Origin of the sequence: Pseudoalteromonas sp. T1lg24 (assembly GCF_002964745.1) — a bacterium.
Classification (GTDB): Bacteria; Pseudomonadota; Gammaproteobacteria; order Enterobacterales; family Alteromonadaceae; genus Pseudoalteromonas; species Pseudoalteromonas spongiae.
In genome coordinates this window covers 353,361-376,403 of sequence record NZ_PQCB01000034.1, presented here as the reverse complement: position 1 = coordinate 376,403, position 23,043 = coordinate 353,361, and the positions used below count along the sequence as shown (strand labels likewise).

Sequence of the window (23,043 nt, the reverse complement as noted above, 5' to 3'; positions counted from 1 at the left end):
AAGGCGGGATTTTTCTTATGTAGTTGTTCTACATTGATAAATTCTAACGTAGTTAGCATGATATTTAGCTCGCTAGGATGATTAGCTACTTAAGCGAATTGGTATCAGAGCATTTCGTTAAATTTCAAACATAAAAAAAACCAGCCTCGGCTGGTTTTTTTATTACAAAACGAAATCGCTATTACGCTTTTTTCGATTCGCGGCTAGCACGCTTACGCTCGCTTTCAGTAAGAAGTTTCTTACGAATACGAATGCTTTCAGGCGTTACTTCTACTAGCTCATCATCATCGATAAACTCAAGCGCTTGCTCAAGAGACATAATGATTGGTGGCACAAGGTTTTGTGCTTCATCAGTACCTGATGCACGAACGTTAGTAAGTTGCTTGCCTTTAAGCGCGTTAACTGTAAGGTCGTTATCACGCGCGTGAATACCAATGATCATACCTTCGTATACTTCCACACCGTGACCGATGAATAGTTTACCGCGGTCTTGTAGGTTGAATAGTGCGTTAGTAAGCGCTTTACCTGTTGCGTTAGCAATAAGTACACCGTTCTTACGCTGACCAATGTTACCGCCTTTGTGAGGACCGTAGTGATCGAACGTGTGGTACATTAAACCTGAACCAGACGTTAGTGTCATAAAGTCAGTTTGGAAACCGATTAGACCACGTGAAGGCATCATAAAGTCCATACGGATACGGCCTTTACCATCTGGTGCCATATCAGTCATTTCAGCTTTACGCAGACCAAGTTGTTCCATGATAGAACCTTGGTGCTCTTCTTCAACGTCAACTGTTACTGTTTCGTATGGTTCTTCTAATTGACCATCTACTTCGCGAAGGATTACTTCTGGACGAGATACTGCAAGCTCGTAACCTTCACGACGCATGTTCTCGATTAAGATACCTAAGTGAAGTTCACCACGACCTGATACGCGGAAGCTATCTGGGTTATCTGTTTCTTCAACACGTAGTGCAACGTTGTGAACTAATTCAGCTTGTAAACGCTCAAGAATGTTACGTGAAGTAACGAACTTACCTTCTTGACCTGAGAAAGGTGAAGTATTTACAGAGAACGTCATAGTAACTGTTGGTTCATCAACAGAAAGTGCAGGGAGTGCTTCAACTTGGTTTACATCACATACCGTGTCTGAGATTTTAAGCTCACCCAAACCTGTAATTGCGATGATGTCGCCAGCTTGCGCTTGTTCAGCTTCGTGACGATCAAGACCTAAATAAGTAAGTACCTGACCTACTTTACCGTTTCGCTTAGAACCATCAGCACCTACAATTGTTACTTGCTGGTTAACTTTAACCGTACCACGCTTAATACGACCTACACCGATAACACCGATGTATGAGTTGTAGTCAAGCTGTGAAATTTGCATTTGGAATGCGCCTTCAGGATCGGCATCTGGCTTTTCAACTTGATCAACAATTGCTTCAAACATAGGTTGCATGTTGTCTGACGGCTCGTCTAGATCTAACGTTGCCCAACCATTGATTGCTGATGCGTAAATAACTTGGAAGTCTAACTGGTCATCAGTTGCACCTAAGTTATCGAAAAGATCGAATACTTGGTCCATAACCCAATCAGGACGCGCGCCTGGCTTGTCGATTTTGTTGATAACAACGATAGGCTTAAGACCTAATGCGAATGCTTTTTGCGTTACGAAACGCGTTTGTGGCATTGGACCTTCTTGTGCATCAACAAGTAGTAATACTGAATCAACCATTGAAAGAACACGTTCTACTTCACCACCGAAGTCAGCGTGTCCCGGAGTGTCCACGATATTAATGTGGTAGTCATTCCACTCGATTGCTGTATTTTTAGCTAGGATTGTAATACCGCGCTCTTTCTCGATATCATTTGAATCCATTACACGTTCTTCATTACCGCCACGTGTTTCTAATGTACCTGATTGCTCAAGTAGCTTATCAACTAGTGTTGTTTTACCGTGGTCAACGTGCGCGATAATCGCAATATTACGTAATTTTTCGATACTCATATTTTTACTCAAGTTAGTGCTCTGGATAGAAGCTACGGATTATCTAATAGGCACAATACCCATCAAAGCCCGCTAAAAATCTAAGCTAAACACCTTTTATGTCATCTTAATGATGACCTCAAAAGGGTCTGCGCCTGCAAAAAAGTGGCATATTATCCCCTATTACTGTGACAGATGAAAGTTTAGACAGAATAAAAATAGCTGATTTTTGCGATATTTTTGTCACATTGCAGGTTTATTTTAAAAAAACGATTTTGGCCTTGCGATTTTAGCCGTATTTTCTAGACTTTATCGCGCACCATATCAGTGCAAACAGGGATCTTTTTGGTGCATCAAAATGGTGCAAAGCAAATTGAATTTACTAAAAACCATTAATATTCATCAAGTTACAAAACTGGCACAAAAGCCGCTTTATAGATAGCGATTTCACAATTAAAAACAACACACGGTTGGAGGACTATATGTCACACACGGTTTTACAATTTATCAAGGAAAACGACGTTAAGTTTGTTGACCTACGTTTCACAGATACAAAAGGTAAAGAGCAGCACGTTTCTATTCCTCATCACCAAGCTGACGAAGATTTCTTTGAAGATGGTAAAATGTTCGATGGTTCTTCAATTGCTGGTTGGAAAGGCATTAACGAATCAGACATGGTATTAATGCCAGATGCAGATTCAGCTAAACTAGACCCTTTTGCTGAAGAAGCAACACTAATCGTACGTTGTGACGTAGTAGAGCCTTCAACACTACAAGGTTATGAGCGCGACCCTCGTTCTGTTGCTAAACGCGCAGAAGAATACATGCGTTCAACTGGTATCGCAGACACTGTACTTTTCGGTCCTGAGCCAGAATTTTTCCTATTTGACGATGTTAAGTACAAAACTGACATGTCTGGTTCTATGTACAAAATCGATGCAGAAGAAGCGTCATGGAACTCAGACAAAGACTACGAAGGCGGCAACTCAGGTCACCGTCCAGGTGTTAAAGGCGGTTACTTCCCGGTAGCACCTGTAGATTCATCACAAGACTGGCGTTCAGCTACTTGTCTAGTGCTAGAAGAATTAGGTCAAGTTGTTGAAGCTCACCACCATGAAGTAGCAACAGCTGGTCAAAACGAAATTGCAACTCGCTTTAATACAATGGTAATCAAAGCGGACGAAATTCAAGAAATGAAATACGTTATTCACAACATGGCTCACCTTTACGGTAAAACGGCTACATTTATGCCTAAGCCAATTGTTGGTGATAACGGTTCAGGTATGCACTGTCACCAATCACTTGCTAAAGATGGTCAAAACATCTTCGCTGGTGACAAGTACGGCGGTCTTTCTGAAGAAGCACTTTACTACATCGGTGGTATTATCAAGCACGCTCGCGCAATCAATGCATTTGCCAACGCGTCAACTAACTCATACAAGCGTCTAGTACCTGGTTTTGAAGCTCCGGTAATGCTTGCATACTCTGCACGTAACCGTTCTGCATCAATTCGTATTCCAGTAGTACCATCTGCAAAAGCACGTCGTATCGAAGTTCGCTTCCCAGATCCGACAGCTAACCCATACTTAGCATTCTCAGCAATGTTAATGGCTGGCCTTGACGGTATTAAAAATAAGATCCACCCAGGTGAAGCAATGGATAAAGATCTATACGATCTGCCAGCTGAAGAAGCAGCTGAAATCCCAACTGTTGCAGCTTCATTAGACGAAGCACTTGCAGCACTTGATGCTGACCGTGAGTTCTTAACTCAAGGTGGTGTATTCACTGACGACCTAATCGATGCTTACATCGCACTTAAGTCGAAAGAAGTAGAAAAATTAAACATGACAACTCACCCAGTTGAGTTTGAAATGTACTACAGCGTGTAATAATTTCACGCCTCCAGAATCAATTTATTGTTTCAATGTGTGTTCCTAAGCCCGTTCTGCGGGCTTTTTTTGTGGAAAAATGAATATATATATTATACATTTATACTATCTGAACCTTATCATATTGTTTCGCTGGGTATTTTGTAGCTAGTTTTTCTGTAAAACAGGCGAATTTTTCCGTTCAGTACTAAAATAAAAACAACATATCTAAGCAAGGAGCTGATGTGGCTTTTAGAAGCGCGCTGCTATCACTTTTAATTTTTATTATGTTACTGCCGGTAACAAACCTCGCTGCGAAAGAAATTTATATGTGGCGCGACGAAAACGGCGTTTTAGTATTCTCAGATACGAAACGTCCGGGTGCAAAAGTGATCTCTTTAGCTGATGATAAAGCAACCAGCATGAAAAAAGCGGATACATCCATCTTTGATAAACCGGATGACCTCAATAAAAAAATAGAATACGGTGTTGAGATTGTATCGCCAAGTCATGAAGAAACGATTCGTGATAACACTGGCTCTCTCCATGTTTCTATTCGCATTACACCAAGCTTTAATCCCAAATATAAAGTACAGCTATTATTTAATGGCAAACGCAACACCCCGCCGCAGTCTAAATCGGTTTTTGTAATGCGTAATGTGGACCGCGGCGCACATACAATTCAAGCGCAACTATTTGATGAAAAAGGTAATGCTGTTGCAACCAGCGAGCAAATCACCTTCTTTATGCACCGCGCAAGCAGTATCGCAAAATAACTCTCTAAATAAGCTCATTGCGGAACGCTTCTTGCTTTTTTTAATTAAACATCAATTTAAATTGATTTTAATTAAAATAGCGCACTAAAATGGTGCAATGATGCTTAAAGACTTATCCAGCTACATTAAACTACTAGAAAATCTCACAAGCTGTGTATTGTTAGTCGATGGTGACTTTAAACTTCACTACGCAAATACCAGCGCAAGCGAATTATTTGGCATCAGTACCAAACGCATTGTCACAACCAATTTTAAACAATTATTTCATTATCACTCGATTGATCTGCATAAGATCCTAGAAAATACCTTTCTCAGTGGTAACGACTGCGTTCAACATCGCGCCAATGTGGTATTTAACGATGGTCGGCACGCAACCATTAGCCTTTCAGCGCGTCGCGTCGAATTAGATAACCAGCTTTTAATGCTGCTTGAATGCCGTTCACTTAACCAAGAACTCAAGCATGATCAGGCTTCACATCAAATGCACCAACAAAGTGCAGCGCGTAATTTAATCCGTGGCCTCGCCCATGAAATTAAAAATCCGCTAGGCGGAATTCGTGGCGCAGCGCAATTACTACAATATGAAAGCGATCAACAAGAACGCGAACAATGCGCCAACTTAATTATCGAACAAGCCGATCGTCTCACTGAGCTTGTTGACCGACTACTTGGGCCAAACCAACTACCAAACAAAGAGTGGATAAACATTCACCAAACCTTAGAGTCAGTGATAAAACTAAGCTTGTTAGACAATCAGCACAAAATAAAGCTCGTTAAAGATTACGATCCAAGCATTCCCGATGTATTTATTGATAACGGTAAAATTCAGCAAGTACTGCTCAACATCGTTAAAAATGCGCAACATGCGCTCAATAAACTGGCAGAGCTTGGTACTATAACGTTAAAAACCCGAGTTAAACACCATGTACGTTTGCATAACAAAGCATTTAAAAATGCCCTCATCATTCAAGTTATCGACAACGGCCCAGGCATTGATGACGCGCTAAAAGAAACCCTATTTTTTCCTATGGTCACCAACAAAGACGGCGGCTCAGGTTTAGGGCTAGCCATTGCACAAACACTTATTGACCAACATCAAGGCTATATTGAATGTGATAGTTGGCCAGGCCACACCGAATTTAATATTTATCTACCTCTGTCTATGGAGAAGCCATAATGAAAACCGTTTGGTTAGTTGACGATGACGCTTCGATTCGCTTTGTACTAGAAAAAGCACTTAAGCGTGCAGGTTTTAATACCGAATCATTCGCCAGTGCTGAAGCGGCAGCCTCTGCGCTTGAATACGATCAACCAACCGTACTGATTTCAGATGTGCGTATGCCAGGCCAAGATGGCATGTCACTGCTTGAAAATATTGTAGAGCAAAATCCAGGCTTGCCGGTGATTATTATGACCGCCCACTCCGATCTTGATTCTGCTGTACAGGCTTTTCAAAAAGGGGCATTTGAATATTTAGCAAAGCCATTTGATTTAAACGAAGCAGTTTCACTTGTTGAAAGCGCATGTCGCGCCAACACACGCGTTAAAGTAAAGCCGAAAAAAGTCGAGAAAAAAGCTCCCGATATAATTGGCGAAGCGCCTGCCATGCAGGAAGTCTTTCGCGCGATAGGCAAACTCAGTGCCTCAAGCATGAGTGTACTTATCAACGGTGAATCCGGTACGGGTAAAGAATTGGTTGCAGGTGCACTACATAATCACAGTCCACGCCGCGAAAAAACCTTTATTGCGCTCAATATGGCCGCAATTCCAAAAGACTTAGTTGAATCAGAACTATTTGGCCATGAAAAAGGGGCGTTTACCGGTGCCGATAGCGTGCGTAAAGGCCGCTTTGAACAAGCTAATGGCGGTACACTGTTTTTAGATGAAATAGGCGATATGCCGCTTGATGTGCAAACTCGTTTGCTACGCGTACTGGCCGACGGTGAGTTTTATCGTGTCGGTGGCCATCAAAGCATTAAAGTAGATGTACGCATCATTGCCGCAACCCACCAAAACCTAGAAAAACTGGCCCGTGAAGGAAAATTCCGCGAAGATTTATTCCACCGCTTAAATGTCGTTCGTTTAAAACTGCCACCACTGCGCGAACGCAGCGTCGATATTGAGAAATTAGCCAACTACTTTTTAAGCCGCAGTGCAAAAGAGCTCAAAGTCGACAGCAAAATCCTGTCTAAAGAAGCAGCTAATAAAATGATGGAATTTGCATGGCCGGGGAATGTGCGACAGCTCGAAAATACCTGCCGTTGGCTCACGGTGATGACCCCAGGTCAGCTTATTAGCGTTGAAGATTTGCCAAGCGAAATTACCGAAAAAGTAAGCCACAGTGACAATAGTCATGATGCAAACTGGCAACAACAATTTCAGTTATGGTTTGAAAACGAGCTAAAACAAGGCAAACACAATATCTGGCCCGATATACAAAACAAAATTGAAAGCCAAATTATTAAAAGTGCGCTTAAACACAGTAATGGTCACAAGCAAGATGCCGCGCACTTGATTGGTTGGGGGCGTAATACCCTAACCCGTAAACTTAAAGAGCTCAATATCGATTAACTAACTTCAGGTTTAGATAAAGAATAGTAAAGGCACTTAAATCTAAAGTAACCACCTGTTTTTAATCATTTTGCGCTGGCAAGACGCGCCATTTAGTGCAATATTTAAGGTTCTAATAAAACAGCACCGCCTCAGGAAGTTGAATGCTTAGCACGGAGTCTTTACTTACTAACTTTTCCAAGCGTTATAAAACGGCGCTTTTTGCAATTGCGGTGCTCATTTCATGTGCGTTTTTAATTATTACCCTGCAACAACAGCAGCAAGAGAGCTATGCCAGTATTGTTAACAGTGCCGGCGAGCAACGAATGTTGTCGCAGCGTATTGCCTTACTAGCGCAACGTGAGCCGACCGAATACCATCAACAACAACTTGCGAAAGCCGCTGAGAAGCTACTAAGTAATCAAACACAGCTACTCAAACAACTTGAGCTATTTGACCAAAATGCTCAACAACAAATTAAACAAATTTACTTTGCTGATAATCAGCTGCAAGCAACCCTTGAAGCCTACGCCAACGCTGCGTTATCTCTCTCGCGAGGAACAGCGCTTTCAACCTCGCAAAGTAGTTTATTTACCACAGATAAAACCGACCAAATACTCACTCAATTAGATCAAATTGTAAGTGTCTTTGAACACGCCGTAATACTTGATAAACAACAACAGAATGAGCTGATTTATATTACTTGGATTGGCTCTCTGCTATGCCTGCTCGGGCTTGCTTTTGCGCTACTGAAACCAACGCAATCTTGGCTTGCAGACACCTACTCTAAACTGCTAACACAACGTAATCGGGCATCTGACTTTGAGTTCGCAATCAATAAACATTCTGCGGTTTTGCGAGTTGATAACCAAACAAACATCTTGTACTGCAATAAAATGTTCACACATTTTTATGGTTATGAGCAAAATGAGATTATTGGCCATTCAACGCGTACGCTCAGAAGTTATTACCATGATGACGCCCTTTATCAAGAAATAACCGATGCCATCACAAAACACACGGTATGGCATGGCGAACTATGCAATAAAGCTAAAGATGGGCGTTTTTATTGGTTTAGCACCACCATAGTGCCGCTGCGCAGTAATGACGCGCAAAAAGACACCTCAATTATTATTCAAAACGATATTACTGAGCAAAAACATGCCGAGTTAGCGTTTAAACGCCTGCACGAAATAACCAGTGATATCAATGCGAGCCTTGATGATAAAATGAATGCCATGCTAACGCTCGGTTGTGATATTTTTCAGCTACCGCTTGGCATAGTAAGTGAAATTTCAAACAACTATAAAGTGCTGTACGCAAAAAGCCCAAATAATGAAATTTCACCAAATGACCAATTTGATTTTGAGAATACTTACTGCTTTCACACCTTTAATGCTGACCAAGCAATTGCATTTCACCATGTAGCAAAAAGTGAAATCGCAACGCATCCTTGTTACTTAAACTTTGGCCTAGAAAGCTATATCGGTTGCCCGATTTTTGTCGATGGCAAGCGCTTTGGCACATTAAACTTTTCAAGTCCCGATGCATCATCGCACCCGTTTACTAATAGCGATCTCGAATTGATCCGCTTATTTGCTCACTGGATTGGCTTTGAGTTAACGCGCACAGCGCAACAAAACAAATTGCTTTCACAACGTCAGTTAATGGAAGAAATGAGCGAGCAAGCACTCATTGGCGCGTGGGAATATAATGTAACGAACAACTCGCTGTATTGGTCACATATGACCAAAAAAATCCACGAAGTCAGTGACAACTTTGAACCACAAGTTGAAACAGCCATTGACTACTACAAGCCTGGTGAAAACCGTGACCGCATCGCCAAATTAATGGCAAACGCAATAGAGCATGGCACCCCATTTCAAGAAGAGCTTCAACTAATCACAGCTAAAGGCAACGAGAAATGGGTTGCGGCACGCGCTCAACCAGAAATGCACAATGGTCAATGCCTACGTGTATTTGGTTCATTCCAAGATATTACCGACCGAGTTTTAGCGCGAGATAATTTAACCGATACTAACCAGCGCTTGCAGTTTGTGCTGCAATCTACCAGCGTGGGTATTTGGGATTGGGACGTTGATAGCGGAAAAACCATCTTTAATGATCGCTGGGCGACCATGATTGGCTACACGCTTGATGAATTAGCACCCACCTCTGTTGATACTTGGATGAGCTTGCTACACCCCGATGATTTAGCCAAAGCAGAAAAGCAATTACAGCGTCATTGGCAGGGAGAAGCCGAACATTATAGCTGTGAAACCCGTATGAAACATAAAAATGGCGAATGGGTTTGGGTACTCGACACCGGTAAAATAGTTGAGCGGCATGCCGATGGTTCGCCAAAACGGATGATCGGCACACACCTCGATATTCATCAGTCGAAACAAGCTGAACTCGAAATTCAAGATAAAAATGAGCGCATGGCGCTTGCCGCTGATTCCGCAGGCATTGGTATTTGGGACTACAACGTACAAACCCAAGCATTAACTTGGGATACGTGGATGTTTAAGTTGTACGGCGTTGATGATGACCAATTTATCGGGGCATATGAAGCGTGGGAAAATGGATTGCACCCCGATGACAAAGCCGATGCTGTTGCAGCGCTCACACACGCGTTAGAAACCAATTCTAAATTTGATACTGAATTTAGAATTATCACACCCGCAGGTGAAACACGCTATATCAAAGCATCTGCAATTAATAAGCTCGATGGCAACGGGCACGTATCCAATATGATCGGTGTAAACTACGATATAACCGAGCGCGTTGAAAATGAGTTAGCACTCACTAAGGCCAAAGTTAACGCCGAAGCTGCCATGATTGCCAAAGATGAGTTTTTAGCTAGTATGAGCCATGAAATTCGCACGCCAATGAATGGCGTTATTGGCATGCTTGAATTAATGCAAGACAGTCCACTCAATGACGAGCAAACACACCGCTTAACTATCGCCAAAAACAGTGCAAATTCTCTGTTAAATCTGATTAACGATATTCTCGATTTTTCAAAAATAGAAGCAGATAAACTGGAGTTGGAACAAATTCAATTTGATTTGCACCTGCTACTTTCTGAACTTGTTGAGTTATTTGCTACTCGCGCAGAACAAAAACAGCTTGAGCTTATTTTAGATACGGTCAATTTAAATGAGCATTTCGTAATAGGCGATCCTGGACGGATTCGTCAAATTCTAAGTAACTTAATCGGCAATGCCATTAAATTTACTCACCAAGGCGAAATCATTGTGAGTGCTGCTCTGCATGATGACAGTGAACACTATTGGCGTCTCACCCTAGCGGTAAAAGATACTGGCATTGGTATTTCCAAAGAAAAACATCAACATGTATTTGAGCTATTCAGCCAAGAAGACTCTTCAACCACACGTAATTATGGCGGCACGGGGCTTGGTTTAGCCATCGTAAAACGATTATGTAATCACATGGATGGCGATATTAGCTTAACCAGTGCAACAAACGAAGGCAGCGAATTTGTTTGTAATTTACGTATTAAAAAGGCAAATCAAAGCTCGCTTTCTCAGCCCAATGTAGCAATAAGTGGATTAAATATTTTAGTTGTCGATGATAATGAAACTAACTGTGAAATATTAGCAAAGCAGCTTAAAAGCTGGGGCGCCAAGGTCACTACTTTTTCAAACGGACAAGAAGCTTTAGCGCTATGTAATACACTCAAAGCGAGCGAAACGTTATTTGATGTAGCGATACTTGATATGCAAATGCCAAAAATGAGCGGTGAAATGCTGGCTAAAGAGCTAAAAGCAGACAACCAACTAGCAGCTATTAAGTTGATTATGATGACCTCAATGCAGCACAAAGGCGATGCTAAGCATTTTGCAGAGATTGGCTTTGATGGCTATTTTCCAAAACCTGCAACCAGTGCGGATCTGCGCGCAGCTTTGCAGATTATTGTCGATAACGGCGAGCCGTTAAAACACGCTGAACCACTGTTAACACGCCACTATATTAATGAACTAAACAACACCAAGGCTCAGTCTACCAGTGAGGAATTACCACAACTTAATGTGTTGTTAGTAGAGGATAATAAAGTAAACCAAATGGTTGCTAAAGGCATTTTGGCTAAGCTAAAGCTAACTTGTGAGATCGCTGAAAACGGTCTTGATGCAGTGAATAAACTAAAAGCACAATCAACACCGTACGACGTTATTTTTATGGATATACAAATGCCTGAAATGGACGGCTACCAAGCAACAAATGCCATACGACAAAACCAATGTGGTGAACAACACCAGCACACAACCATTATTGCGATGACCGCCAATGCAATGGAAGGTGATAAAGAAAAGTGCTTAGCAGCAGGCATGAATGAGTATATCTCAAAGCCCATTTCACTGAATGATGTAGAAAGTAAGTTACGTACTTTATTTACGTAACTAAGGCTATAAACTTAGCCGCGCCGAAATAAAGTCAAGAAATACCGAGATCCGCGACGATACCGCACTATTGCGATAATACACCGCCTGAACGCTCTCGCGTTTGTTGGGCGATACAATGTGATCATGAAATACACTCACTAAACGGCCAACGGCTAAATCATCTTTAATCATAAAGTGAGAAAGTAACGCTAACCCTTGCCCTGCAATACACAATTGTCGCACCGTTTCTCCGCTGGAAGCACTGATTGCAAAATCCAGCTTTTGTGGCTTTTTAAGCGGCCAATTATTTAAATGAGGCGCATCACTAAAGCCAATTAAACGATGATTTTGAGCAGCGATTTGCTCATCTTCAAGCGCTACGCTGGCTAAATATTTAGGGCTTGCCACAATATGTAATTTACTTTTTCCCAGTAAACGCGCATGTAAGTTTGAATCGCTTAACTCACCAATACGAATCGCAATATCTGTTTTATGTTCGAGTAAATCAATAATGCTGTCGTGGCTAGTAAGCTCTAACTGAATATCTGGATAGAGCTCACTAAATTCGTTTATTAGCGGTGCAATTTGATGTAACACAAACGGGCTGGCAGCATCCACTCGCAGCCTGCCAGAAGGAGAACGTTTTAGTAAACGCAGTGCCTCTTCGCCTTTTGCCAAAACATTAAGGCCATCACGCGCATGGCGCAAAAAGAGCGCCCCCTCTTCAGTAAGTTCTAATCGCCTTGTGGTGCGATTAAGTAAGGTTACGTCAAGAGTTCGTTCTAAACGCGTTACCGCCCGAGAGACTTTAGCGACTTGTAAATTAAGCAAGTTTGCTGCAGTAGAAAAGCTACCGCTATCAACCACAGTTATAAATGCTTCTAAATCTTCAGTTTTAGCAGAAACAGACATACACCCACCTTTTCATTTTTCACAAAAGTATTTTGTCACTACCGCTATTTTTTGCAAATAAATTAACACTCACAATAGTCCTCTCATTAGTAGATAACTAAAATAGGAAACTTTATGCCGTTAGCATTATTTGCGTTAACGCTGAGTGCCTTTGCTATAGGCACAACTGAATTTGTGATTGTCGGGCTTGTGCCCACCATTGCCAACGATTTACAGGTTAGCTTACCCAGTGCAGGGTTATTGGTTAGCCTTTATGCATTTGGCGTAGCAATTGGGGCCCCTGTTTTAACCGCCTTAACAGGGCGATGGAATCGAAAATATTTGCTACTTAGTTTAATGGCATTATTTGTTGTGGGTAATTTGCTGGCGTGGCAAGCACCTAGCTATGAAAGTTTAATAATCGCTCGAATATTAACAGGCCTTGCACATGGAGTGTTCTTTTCTATTGGCTCGACCATCGCCACCAGCTTGGTAAGTAAAGAAAAAGAAGCCAGCGCGATAGCGATTATGTTCACCGGATTAACGGTAGCGTTAGTTACGGGCGTACCACTTGGCACTTGGATAGGGCAACACTTTGGCTGGCGCGCAACGTTTTTAGTAGTCTCTTCGTTAGGCGTAATCGCGCTTATTGGCAGCGCATTGCTGGTACCTAAAAATCTGAAACAAAACCGCCCTGCTCGTTTAAAAGAGCAAGCGCAAGTGTTAATACAACCTCGATTGTTGTTAGTGTATTTAATGACTATTTTAGGCTATGGCGGCACTTTTACTGCATTTACCTACCTTGCTCCAATTTTACAAAGTGAAAGTGGTTTTTCAGCAAATACGATCGGCTTGATTATGCTGGTATATGGCATATCGGTTGCTGTGGGAAATATTTACGGTGGAAAACTCGCCGATAAAAAAGGACCAATTAATGCGTTAACCATAATTTTTAGCGCCTTAACACTGATTTTACTTGCTCTAACGTTTACCATGACATCGAAAATAGGTGCCGTATTTACGGTATTGGTTTGGGGCGCTTTTGCATTTGGTAATGTACCAGGATTACAAGTTTATGTCGTTAAGCTTGCCGAAAAGTTTACCCCAAATGCGGTGGATGTTGCATCGGGTCTTAATATTGCAGCGTTCAATATTGGCATTGCTTTGGGATCTATTTTAGGAGGCGTTATTGTGGAACAACTGACATTGCAAGATACCGCATGGATTGGCGCACTAATTTCTGCATTTGCGTTACTAGTCACTCGCTACAGCGGCCGGTTAGATCAACGTTCAAACATTAATGCTAACCTCCGTACATAATCCCAAAAAAAGCAACTATACCATGTCTTTTCATGGTATAGTTTCACTACAACTAAGACTTTAAAATAATTGATTTTTTTAGTTATTCATTGGACGCGTCTGGTTTATCTGACTAGTATTATTTGTATGCAAAATTTTAAGAGAATATTGGCGTGCTTGCTTTAATTAAACACTGCTTTTTAGTCGGTACTTTATTATTTTCCTTTCATATAAGTGCCACCATTTCACTGCAAATCACAGATCAAAATGACCAAGCACTAGAACATGCCATTATCGAAGTTGAAGTTTTAGCTCCAGCACCACAGTCAAACTCAAAAAAAACTCTGGTTATGGATCAAGTCAATAAAGCATTCGATCCACATGTACTCGCTGTGCCAATAAATAGCTATGTTAGCTTTCCTAATAGCGATGATATTCGTCATCATGTCTATTCTTTTTCTAAGGCTAAACCGTTTGAATTAAAACTCTATGCGGGTCAGCCAAAATCACCCATTATTTTTGAAAATACAGGCGTAGTCGTACTTGGATGCAATATCCATGATGCGATGGTGGGATATATTTATGTGCACAACAATAATCGCACTTATATATCGGGTACTAAAGGCGAAGCAATAATTGATTTAGCACCCTCTGAAATAAAAAAAGCTTGGCTTTGGCATCCGAGAAACGCAAAGGGGGTAAATCATAAACAAGTGATTGATCTTACCAAGCTGAAACAATCAAAAGGGGCTATAAAGTTGGCGTTAACAGTTTCACCTGCAAAAGCAACAGGTAGCTTCCAAGATGTTTTTAAAACAGCTAATTAAACTTAGCCTGCGGGCGCAAATTACATGGCTAGCTGCCAGTCTTATTATTATGACAACCTTATTGCTAACCATTAATTACTGGCTAACCACGGCAAGTTATGTCGAACAACAATTACAGCAACAGATGTATTTTGCACAGAATGTACTCAAGCAAAATCTTAAACAACAAGAGCAAGTGCTGATTACATCGGCCAACGTACTGACTGCCGACTTTGGCTTTAAGCAAGCTGTTGCGACACAAGACACCAAAACACTACAAAGCGCGCTGCTTAACCATGGTCAGCGTATAAATGCAGATCTTATGGTGTTAATTGATCTAAACGGCGAGTTTATTGCCAGCAACAATAATTCATATTCTTTAGAGCAACTGAGTAAACACCTTAATGCACTTCCACTGAAAGCGGTTAACGCGCAAATGCTCGCAATTAACGACAGTATATATCAAATCATACTTGCCCCAGTAAAAGCGCCCCGCACCATTGCCTACGCAATAATTGGTTTTCGTATTGATCAAAATACCTTATCGCAATTACGTGAACTATTATCTTTAGACATCACGTTCTTAGCTAATCAGCATATTGTTCAATCAAGCCTTTCAAAAGAGGTATTAGCGAATGAAAATGTACTTGGCGAAAACTTAACAGGCATTCGCCTGCTGTTATCATCAGCTTCTTTTTTTCATCAACCAATTGAGATTGCGACAGCTAACAATATTTCTGCCGTATTGTCAGCATCGCTTGATACGCTGCACCGCGATATAAAACGGCTTATTGTCGCTACTGTGCTGGCTATTTTATTTGTCTTATTTATCGCTATAAGCTTATCGCGCATTTTATCGAAACGTATTACACAACCACTTGATAAGTTAATGAGTGTCACAAAAAGCATCAGTGATGGTAATTTTTTAGTACCAAAATTAGAGAGCCGCTTTCCTAAAGAACTAGAGAAACTTTATGGTGGCTTTTCCCTGATGAGCAGCGCGATTAAACAAAGGGAAGAAAAAATCACCTACCAAGCTGAACGCGACTTACTGACTGGCTTATACAACCGCTACAAAATAATCAATGATATTGATGTATTGCTTAAGCTAAACCTGCAAATAGCCTTAATTAACCTGAATATTAAAGGCTTTAAAGCACTTAACGACACTATTGGCATTACCAATGGTGATATCATTTTAAAAGAAATGGCACTAAGGCTTGGCAACTTTCATAAACAAAGCCAAATACCTAAACACTGCTTGCTTTCACGCCCCAACGCTGATGAGTTTATTGTTGCGATAACCATTTCAGAAGAACAGCAAATTAATGGCCTTATATCTCAACTACGTAATGAATTAGAGCGTCCTTTTTATTTAGATGGCATCGATTTATCACTGCAAATTTATTACGGCATTGCAAACTCGCTTGAACACGGTAACGATGGAGAAAAGTTAATTCGCCGTGCCTCTTGGCCGCAGCAAATGCAGTTAAAAGTAATAACACGTTGCAGTTTTACCAAACTGGCGACGACGAAGCTTACCTATATAAATTGAATTTAATTGAAGAGTTAAAACTCGCCTTAGAGCAAGATAGCGGAAATTTATTTTTAACCTATCAACCTAAGCTCAACTTAAAAACAAAACAAGTAGATAAAGCCGAAGCGCTTATTCGTTGGGTCGATAAAAACAATGAGTTTGTAAATCCCGAAATGTTTATTGCGCTCGCCGAACAATCGGGCCTTATTGTTACCTTAACCCAGTGGGTTATTCGCCAAGCCGCGCATCAAATACAAATTTGGAACCAGCAAGGGCTTTATTTTAATGTATCGGTCAACCTTTCTGCGCAAGATATTCAGCATGAGCAATTTGTGCATTTTTTATTAGAAACAACAACGCACTATTGTGTTGACCCTTCTAGTATAATCTTGGAGCTAACCGAGCGCGACATTGCCGAAAACGAAGCATTAGTAATCGCCAAATTAACCCACTTAAAATCACTCGGTTTTGAAATCTCAGTCGATGACTACGGTATCGGGCAATCGTCACTTGCCAAGTTAAAAAACTTACCTGTTGATGAACTAAAAATCGATAAGTGTTTTATTCTTAAACTAAATGAGTCTTCACAAGATCAAGATATTGTCGAATCAACCATTACGCTTGGTCACAAACTAGGGCTGCGTGTAGTTGCTGAAGGGGTTGAAAATCAGCCAAGTTTAGATTTATTAACACAATTTAACTGCGACTATATCCAAGGTTACTACTTAGCTAAACCGCAAAAGGCGGAGCAGCTTAGCGAATGGTATGCACACTATGTCAAAAATCATTAGCTTTATATTATTACTGATTGCCACGAGTTGTTATGGCAACGGTAAATTACTGGCAACGCCGGGCGTTTCACAAATTGAAGGGGCCGCTGGCGGGGGCTTAGTGCCATGGGCGCAACTCGCGGGCTACGCAAGCGAAGATGAAGTATCGATTTCAGGATATTGCACACAGGCAAATGTTGATGACTTTGAATTGAGTACTTGTGGCGTACAAGGTAACTTGTATGACCGTATTGAGCTCTCTTATACAGCACAACGCTTTGATGTTCTGCCGCTTGCAACAACACTCGAGCAATCAATTTATGGCGCTAAAGTGAAACTCTACGGCGACCTTGTTTACAGTCGCTACCCACAAGTATCATTTGGTATGCAACACAAGCGACTCGAGACTGCGGATATTGCCTTTGCCCTAGGTGCAAAAGATGATTCTGCTACTGACTTTTACCTTGCCGCCAGCAAATTACATTTAGGCGCGGTCGCCGGCTATAACCTGTTATGGAACGCCACCGTTAGACACACACGCGCAAATGAAATTGGGTTGCTTGGTTTTGGTGGACCACAACAAAAAAGCCACATTCAGTTTGAAGCCTCCGCAGCCATTTTAGTCAATAAACACCTTGCCATTGGCACTGAGTATCGGCAAAAGCCTGACAACCTGGGGCTAAAAGAAGATGATTGGCATGATGTGTTTGTCGCTTGGTTTCCCAACAAACACATTAGCGTTACCGCGGCCTATATCAATTTAGGCACGATTGCGGGTATCGAAAAGCAACGTGGCTGGTATCTTTCTCTCACGGGGTATTATTAATGGCTAAGCTCTTAACACTTTTTCTTACAGCTATCCTGCTAACAGCATGTGCCGCCAATAACGCAAATCAAACACTCTATAGCCAATTAAAAGGCGAACAAGGGCTAGAAAATATTGTTGATAGTTTTATTCAACATATCGCTAATGATGAACAAATATTTCATTACTTTGCAAAAGCCAGCGTAAGCCACTTCCGTGCTGGGTTTATTACGCACTTATGTGATGTCACAGGCGGACCTTGTGAATACAAAGGCGATAATATGGTCGACATTCACACCGGCATGAATATTAATGAAGCCGACTTTAACCGCATTGTCGAGCTATTGGTAAAAGCAATGGAAGACAACAACATAAGCTACCCAGTCCAAAACCAAGTACTTGCAAAGCTCGCACCGCATCGCGCTGAAGTTATTAAGCGCTAGTGGTTAATTCCACGCATAAAAAAGCCCAAGCTAAAACGCTTGGGCTTTTTTATTGTATTTGTTGAGTCAGCCTATAAGCCGGGTTCTGTCGTGGATAATCATTCGTCTAGGCTTAAAATCACTCTTAAGCTCAAGCAACCTACCCGGTTCCGATGTGGGCCACACCATAAGGAACCCTATTTGGTCTTGCTCCGGGTGGAGTTTACCTTGCAACCAACTGTTACCAGTGGCCCGGTGCGCTCTTACCGCACCCTTTCACCCTTACCAACCGAAGTTGGCGGTCTCCTCTCTGCTGCACTTGTCGTAGGCTCGCGCCTCCCAGCCGTTAGCTGGCACCCTGCCCTGTGGAGCCCGGACTTTCCTCCCCTTTACCCGTATATCCGAAGATACAACGATAAAGCAGCGATTATCTGGCTGACTCAGGGCGCCATTATACGGATTTTAACGTCTGCGGCTAGTTTTATTAGCGCCCCCGTAAAACCATTCATCTTAAATCAAAGAAACTGCGGCGATTTTAAAACTAATTCAACACGTCTATTTTGCTGCATATTCGACTCGGTATCGTTTGCTGCTTTTGGCGCTACTGGGCCTACACCTACAGGCGTCAAACGTTGCTTATCAATTTTGTAGTTTGATACCAGCGTATTAACCACCTCTGCAGCACGGCGTTTAGACAAATCATGGTTGTAATCATATTGTCCTTTGTTATCTGTGTGTCCCACCACATATAACGACACTTGCTTCGACTTTTTCAAAAAGTCTGCTATTTCTGCTAGTTGCTTATCTGAACTGGCTTTTAGTGTGTGCTTATCAAAATCAAATTCGATGCCATACAAAGACACGCTGCCTGTCGCTTGAATTTGCTTGCTTAGGGTATCGCTATCAATATTAAGTGCAACTTGGCTCATTGCACGCTCTTCAATAATATCAACCACCATGTCTACATTAAATTGAGCGCGTTTTTGAGTGCTATACATGGTTATATAAATCTTACCTTGAGGTGTTACTTTCTCAGCACTAAATAAATAGTAATGACTCTTGCGGGTCAAATTATGCAAATCGGAGCGGTGATTCTTGGCATGAATTGTGTCTTGAAGGTTATCGCGAAGAATATAGTTGCCACAATCGACTGCACTGCACTCATAAATTAAATTAAACCCTGCTTTTTGTAATGCATTAATGTAATTCTGGTGCACTGCGTAGGGGCCAACATTTTTATCGATACTGTAGTTAATCGTTGTAATTTTACCACTTACTTTTTTAGTCGGTATCGACTTTTTATACGGGCCAATTATTAAAGGGTATGACTCAAAATCATTAACCGCTGAATGAACAATATAACTGCCAGGAAAGCGCTCTATCATTGGGTGGTCTGCACTGCCTTTGGCATCTTTTTTAAACGCTTTTAAATTCGAAAAATCAAGCGATTGTATTTCAAAATTGTTATCAATAGATATACCAATATCTGGCATTTTCGTTTCAACAATCTGTTCATAGGTATACTTTAATGCATCTCGATAATCATTTTTTGCAAACACTTGAATTGCTTGGCGACCACCTTTCTCTTCTTTTACCGCCGAAAGGTAACCAAAGCGATTTTTTCTGACATTTTTGTAACCTAATTGTTAAATATTGTTATAACGAAAGCTGTTTTCAACCGTTTTCAGGTAAGGTTTTGTACTGCAATCTGTAAGGCATTTTGTGGCAATCGTAAAACCGTCTGCAATTAGGTTATTTGCTAATTCTTTAAGGTAATGCGAGTAACTAATGCTAGGCTGACTTTTTTGTTCTTGAACATAAGACTTGTATTGACCTGTAATTTCAACAGATTGCTTACCTTCATTGTCCATCATTATTACAATAGGTACATACGCATATTGCGCACTGCTAAGAGTTTTGGCGCTCTCATTTTTTGCCACGACTAAGCCATCTGAGCTGGCCATTGCAACCAATGGTAAGAGTGTGCATGAATATGCGAGTGCTTTTTTAAACATCTATCTTCCTTAATCTATTGCTGTTTAATATTTAAAAGCGCAGGGTTAATGCGCTTTACATGTGAATATGTGTTTTTTACTCCAGTTCGAGCATTGCTTTATACAGCGCGTTTTTCTTTAAATCTAAATAGTCTGCGGCAATACCACAAGCCTTTTTCAGTGGCATTTCTGCTTGTAGCAATTGAATCAGTTTTATCGCCTCAGGTGGTATTGCATTTTTATCCGCTTGTTTTCCAGGCAACATTAACACAATTTCACCTTTCTGACGTGCAGTGTCTTCCGTTAGGAAGTCGATTAATTCCACCACTGTGCCACTAAAGAAAGTTTCAAAGCTCTTCGTTAACTCTTTTGCCAACACTACTTTTTGCTCATCACCAAGCGCGAGCTTTAAGTCATCTAAGCTGGCCATAATACGGTGTGTACTTTCGTACATAATGCTTGTCATGCCTGAATTGTACGCATCAATAAAGAACTCTTGGCGCGCTTTGCTTTTAGCTGGTGTAAAACCAATAAATTGAAAGCGATCTGTCGCTAGGCCAGAACATGAAACCGCAGCAATTGCAGCACATGCTCCTGGAATTGGGCTTACTTTTGCGCCTTTTTCACGACATAAGTTAACCACGGCATAACCAGGATCGCTAATCAGCGGCGTGCCTGCATCCGATACAAGCGCCACATTTAATCCTTGCTCCAACCAATCTAGTAGCTCGCTCGCTTTTTGCTTTTCATTATGATCATGTACCGCAATCACTTTTGCTTTAATTGAAAAGTGGCTTAATAGCTTGTTGGTATGGCGTGTGTCTTCTGCTGCAATAATATCAACACTTGATAAAACACTGAGTGCACGTTGCGTAATATCCTCTAAATTACCAATGGGTGTTGCTACTACAAATAACTGCCCTTTAGCGCTTTGGTGATTTGATGTTCCTAAATCGGTTGGTTTCTGGCTATTTGCCATTGAGCTCTCCTACAACAGTTTGTAATATATGACCTAATTGGATAGAAAAATACTGAGATCAGCGTGCGACTAAAACTATTAGGGTTAACAGCTATATTTTCCTTGTTATCAGCGTGTAGTACAACCGAAAAAACACCGGTTGTTGAAACGGTAAAAGCCAAACCCGCTGTTGAGGTCGATCTCAGCGCACAAGATTTATATCAAAAAGCCTTATCAAAACGTGATTTTGATAAGATTCAGTTGCTTTATACTGCACGCGACCGTGCAATTGAAGAGCAAAACTGGCAGCTTGTTATTACCATTTGCGAACAACTAATCGAATCGGGTGGCCCAGATAGTGTGCGTAATCAGCTTTATATTGCCTTGGCTTACACCCAGCAAAAAGATTATCACACGGCATTAAAAACGCTTGAGTCACTCAATGCCAAACTCACATCCCCAATGCATTTTTTTCTACACCAAGAAATTTACGGCAATATATACTCAGCTCAAGCCTTACCTCATCAGGCGGCACCGTATTTAATTCGCGCGTCAGAAACCGCAAATAAACACGACTTTAAGGCCGACAAAGTAAATAAAGCACTGTGGCAGGTGTTAAACCAACTTTCAATTAAACAGCTTGAAGCACTTAACTCAGGTAGCAGTATTCAACGAGGATGGGTTAGTTTGGCACTTTATACCCAGCTTTATATTGGCGATGCAACCTCATTACAAGCCGCGTTAAATAAGTGGAATTATGCCTATTCAAACCACCCGGCAAGCTTTGCTCTACCTGATAACATGCAGCAGATTATCGATGTACAACCGATTAATGTGAACCGCATCGCAATTATTTTACCAAGCAATCAAAGTAAACAAAAAGCATTATCGCAATCATTAAAGGCGGGCATTTTAGCGGCATCAGAAAAACATCCTGACCGTGAATTGCACTTTATTAATTCAGCATTGAGCGCAGAACAAATCGCAGAGCAACTAAATGAACTTGCGCCTGATTTTGTTATTGGCCCACTTTTAAAAGAAAACATTGATAAGTTACAACAAGCGGGTACGCTCGATGCTTACCCGGCTATGTACCTTAACACCACACCACAGGCACTTGAGTCAATTGACCACTTTGCCTTTGCACTTAATCCTGAGCATGAAGTAACGCAAGCGGTTTATCACTTTGTAAATAAAGAGTTTAAAAAGCCACTTGTTATTGCACCGGGCAATCGTTTAGGTAAACGATTAGCCAACCATTTTACCAACCAGTGGTTGGAGTTTTCTGATAATGAGCCGGAAGTAGGTTTTTATGCAAACAAGCGTGATATGCAAAAGCTGGTGCAAGAGCTACTTGAAGTCGATAAGAGTAAACAACGCATCAGAGAAATCAGTCTAATGTTCAGAGGCAAGCTGCATGAAGAAACGCGCTCTCGCCGTGATATTGATGCGATTTATATTATTGCCGATGCCGCACAAACACGACTGCTGAAACCGTCTTTTGATGTGAATATTTCAACCTTTGCTAAGCGCATTCCTATTTTTGCCAGCTCACGTAGCCACGATATTAAATCCGACAAAACCGACAAAAAAGACTTAGCCGGTTTGTATTTTTCAGAAATTCCGTGGATGCTGCCATTAACAGGCGAACAACAGTCTTTACGCAGTGAATTTGATCAAATCTGGCCTGAGCATACAACCTTAGAGCAACAGTTGTTCGCCATGGGTTTTGATGCGGTTAAGTTAATTCCGCAATTGCGCCAACTACAAATGGTACCTGGCAAAACATTAACAGGCCTAACAGGTGATCTAACGGTCAATCAAGATGGCGACATTGAACGCGCATTAAAGTGGGCACAATATCGAGAAAAACAAATCGTAACGCTCGATATTAAATCGCAAAAACCAACGCCGTTGTTTATTAAAAATCACCAACAAGAAACGCAGGAAGCGGCTTTGTAAGGCAAAAGGAAT

17 protein-coding genes and 1 other RNA gene are annotated in these 23,043 nt (G+C 41.4%); 12 read left to right on the top strand and 6 right to left on the bottom strand.

What is annotated here, in order from left to right:
* Positions 1-181 precede the first annotated feature (181 nt).
* The gene (gene typA, locus C2M30_RS21220) at positions 182-2,008 is read right to left on the bottom strand and encodes a translational GTPase TypA (protein WP_100914247.1); all 1,827 of its coding nucleotides are present in this window, start codon (positions 2,006-2,008) and stop codon (positions 182-184) included.
* A gap of 461 nt (positions 2,009-2,469) precedes the next feature.
* Here typA and glnA point away from each other — a divergent pair, with 461 nt between their 5' ends.
* The 5 genes from glnA to C2M30_RS21195 all read left to right on the top strand — a co-directional run bounded on the left by glnA (position 2,470) and on the right by C2M30_RS21195 (position 11,605).
* Entirely contained in the window at positions 2,470-3,876 is a 1,407-nt protein-coding gene (glnA, locus tag C2M30_RS21215) for a glutamate--ammonia ligase (RefSeq protein ID WP_010561620.1), read from the top strand.
* 224 nt (positions 3,877-4,100) lie between these two features.
* Positions 4,101-4,631: a DUF4124 domain-containing protein gene (locus tag C2M30_RS21210; RefSeq protein ID WP_105173222.1), complete on the top strand. Its 531-nt coding sequence runs from the start codon at positions 4,101-4,103 to the stop codon at positions 4,629-4,631.
* A 100-nt stretch (positions 4,632-4,731) separates the two neighbouring features.
* Positions 4,732-5,808, top strand: a complete 1,077-nt coding sequence (gene glnL / locus C2M30_RS21205) for a nitrogen regulation protein NR(II) (RefSeq protein ID WP_105173259.1) — start codon at positions 4,732-4,734, stop codon at positions 5,806-5,808.
* Entirely contained in the window at positions 5,808-7,202 is a 1,395-nt protein-coding gene (gene glnG / locus C2M30_RS21200) for a nitrogen regulation protein NR(I) (RefSeq protein ID WP_105173221.1), read from the top strand. The genes glnL and glnG overlap by 1 nt, the downstream gene beginning before the upstream one ends.
* Before the next feature lie 143 nt (positions 7,203-7,345).
* Positions 7,346-11,605 carry a PAS domain-containing protein gene (locus tag C2M30_RS21195; RefSeq protein ID WP_105173220.1) on the top strand — a complete coding sequence of 1,420 codons (4,260 nt, stop codon included), beginning with the start codon at positions 7,346-7,348 and terminating at the stop codon, positions 11,603-11,605.
* Between the two features lie 6 nt (positions 11,606-11,611).
* On the opposite strand, the gene C2M30_RS21190 is transcribed toward C2M30_RS21195, so the two are convergent.
* Positions 11,612-12,499 carry a LysR substrate-binding domain-containing protein gene (locus C2M30_RS21190; RefSeq protein WP_105173219.1) on the bottom strand — a complete coding sequence of 296 codons (888 nt, stop codon included), beginning with the start codon at positions 12,497-12,499 and terminating at the stop codon, positions 11,612-11,614.
* A gap of 114 nt (positions 12,500-12,613) precedes the next feature.
* On the opposite strand from C2M30_RS21190, the gene C2M30_RS21185 reads away from it, so the two are divergent.
* The 6 genes from C2M30_RS21185 (at position 12,614) to C2M30_RS21160 (ending at position 18,138) form a co-directional block, all read left to right on the top strand.
* The gene (locus tag C2M30_RS21185) at positions 12,614-13,798 is read left to right on the top strand and encodes an MFS transporter (RefSeq protein WP_105173218.1); all 1,185 of its coding nucleotides are present in this window, start codon (positions 12,614-12,616) and stop codon (positions 13,796-13,798) included.
* A gap of 152 nt (positions 13,799-13,950) precedes the next feature.
* On the top strand, positions 13,951-14,604 hold the full coding sequence (locus tag C2M30_RS21180) for a methylamine utilization protein (RefSeq protein WP_105173217.1): 654 nt from the start codon (positions 13,951-13,953) through the stop codon (positions 14,602-14,604).
* A complete protein-coding gene (locus C2M30_RS21175) occupies positions 14,582-16,138 on the top strand; it encodes a sensor domain-containing diguanylate cyclase (RefSeq protein ID WP_105173216.1) in 1,557 nt (518 codons plus the stop codon). The genes C2M30_RS21180 and C2M30_RS21175 overlap by 23 nt, the downstream gene beginning before the upstream one ends.
* Entirely contained in the window at positions 16,090-16,911 is an 822-nt protein-coding gene (locus C2M30_RS21170; protein ID WP_158683615.1) for a putative bifunctional diguanylate cyclase/phosphodiesterase, read from the top strand. Before C2M30_RS21175 ends, C2M30_RS21170 begins: the two co-directional genes overlap by 49 nt.
* Positions 16,895-17,716, top strand: a complete 822-nt coding sequence (locus tag C2M30_RS21165) for a DUF3034 family protein (protein ID WP_105173258.1) — start codon at positions 16,895-16,897, stop codon at positions 17,714-17,716. Before C2M30_RS21170 ends, C2M30_RS21165 begins: the two co-directional genes overlap by 17 nt.
* Positions 17,716-18,138 (top strand): group I truncated hemoglobin, encoded by a 423-nt coding sequence (locus tag C2M30_RS21160; protein ID WP_105173214.1) that lies wholly within the window; start codon positions 17,716-17,718, stop codon positions 18,136-18,138. Before C2M30_RS21165 ends, C2M30_RS21160 begins: the two co-directional genes overlap by 1 nt.
* Positions 18,139-18,196: 58 nt before the next feature.
* On the opposite strand, the gene rnpB is transcribed toward C2M30_RS21160, so the two are convergent.
* The 4 genes from rnpB to rsmI all read right to left on the bottom strand — a co-directional run bounded on the left by rnpB (position 18,197) and on the right by rsmI (position 21,090).
* An RNA gene (gene rnpB, locus C2M30_RS21155) (RNase P RNA component class A) lies at positions 18,197-18,560 on the bottom strand.
* 72 nt (positions 18,561-18,632) lie between these two features.
* Positions 18,633-19,676 carry an OmpA family protein gene (locus C2M30_RS21150; RefSeq protein ID WP_105173213.1) on the bottom strand — a complete coding sequence of 348 codons (1,044 nt, stop codon included), beginning with the start codon at positions 19,674-19,676 and terminating at the stop codon, positions 18,633-18,635.
* Between the two features lie 87 nt (positions 19,677-19,763).
* Positions 19,764-20,132, bottom strand: coding sequence for a hypothetical protein (locus tag C2M30_RS21145; RefSeq protein WP_105173212.1), 369 nt, complete (start codon positions 20,130-20,132; stop codon positions 19,764-19,766).
* 76 nt (positions 20,133-20,208) lie between these two features.
* Positions 20,209-21,090, bottom strand: a complete 882-nt coding sequence (gene rsmI, locus C2M30_RS21140) for a 16S rRNA (cytidine(1402)-2'-O)-methyltransferase (RefSeq protein WP_105173211.1) — start codon at positions 21,088-21,090, stop codon at positions 20,209-20,211.
* Positions 21,091-21,153: 63 nt separating this feature from the next.
* Here rsmI and C2M30_RS21135 point away from each other — a divergent pair, with 63 nt between their 5' ends.
* The gene (locus C2M30_RS21135; protein ID WP_158683614.1) at positions 21,154-23,031 is read left to right on the top strand and encodes a penicillin-binding protein activator; all 1,878 of its coding nucleotides are present in this window, start codon (positions 21,154-21,156) and stop codon (positions 23,029-23,031) included.
* Positions 23,032-23,043: the final 12 nt, after the last annotated feature.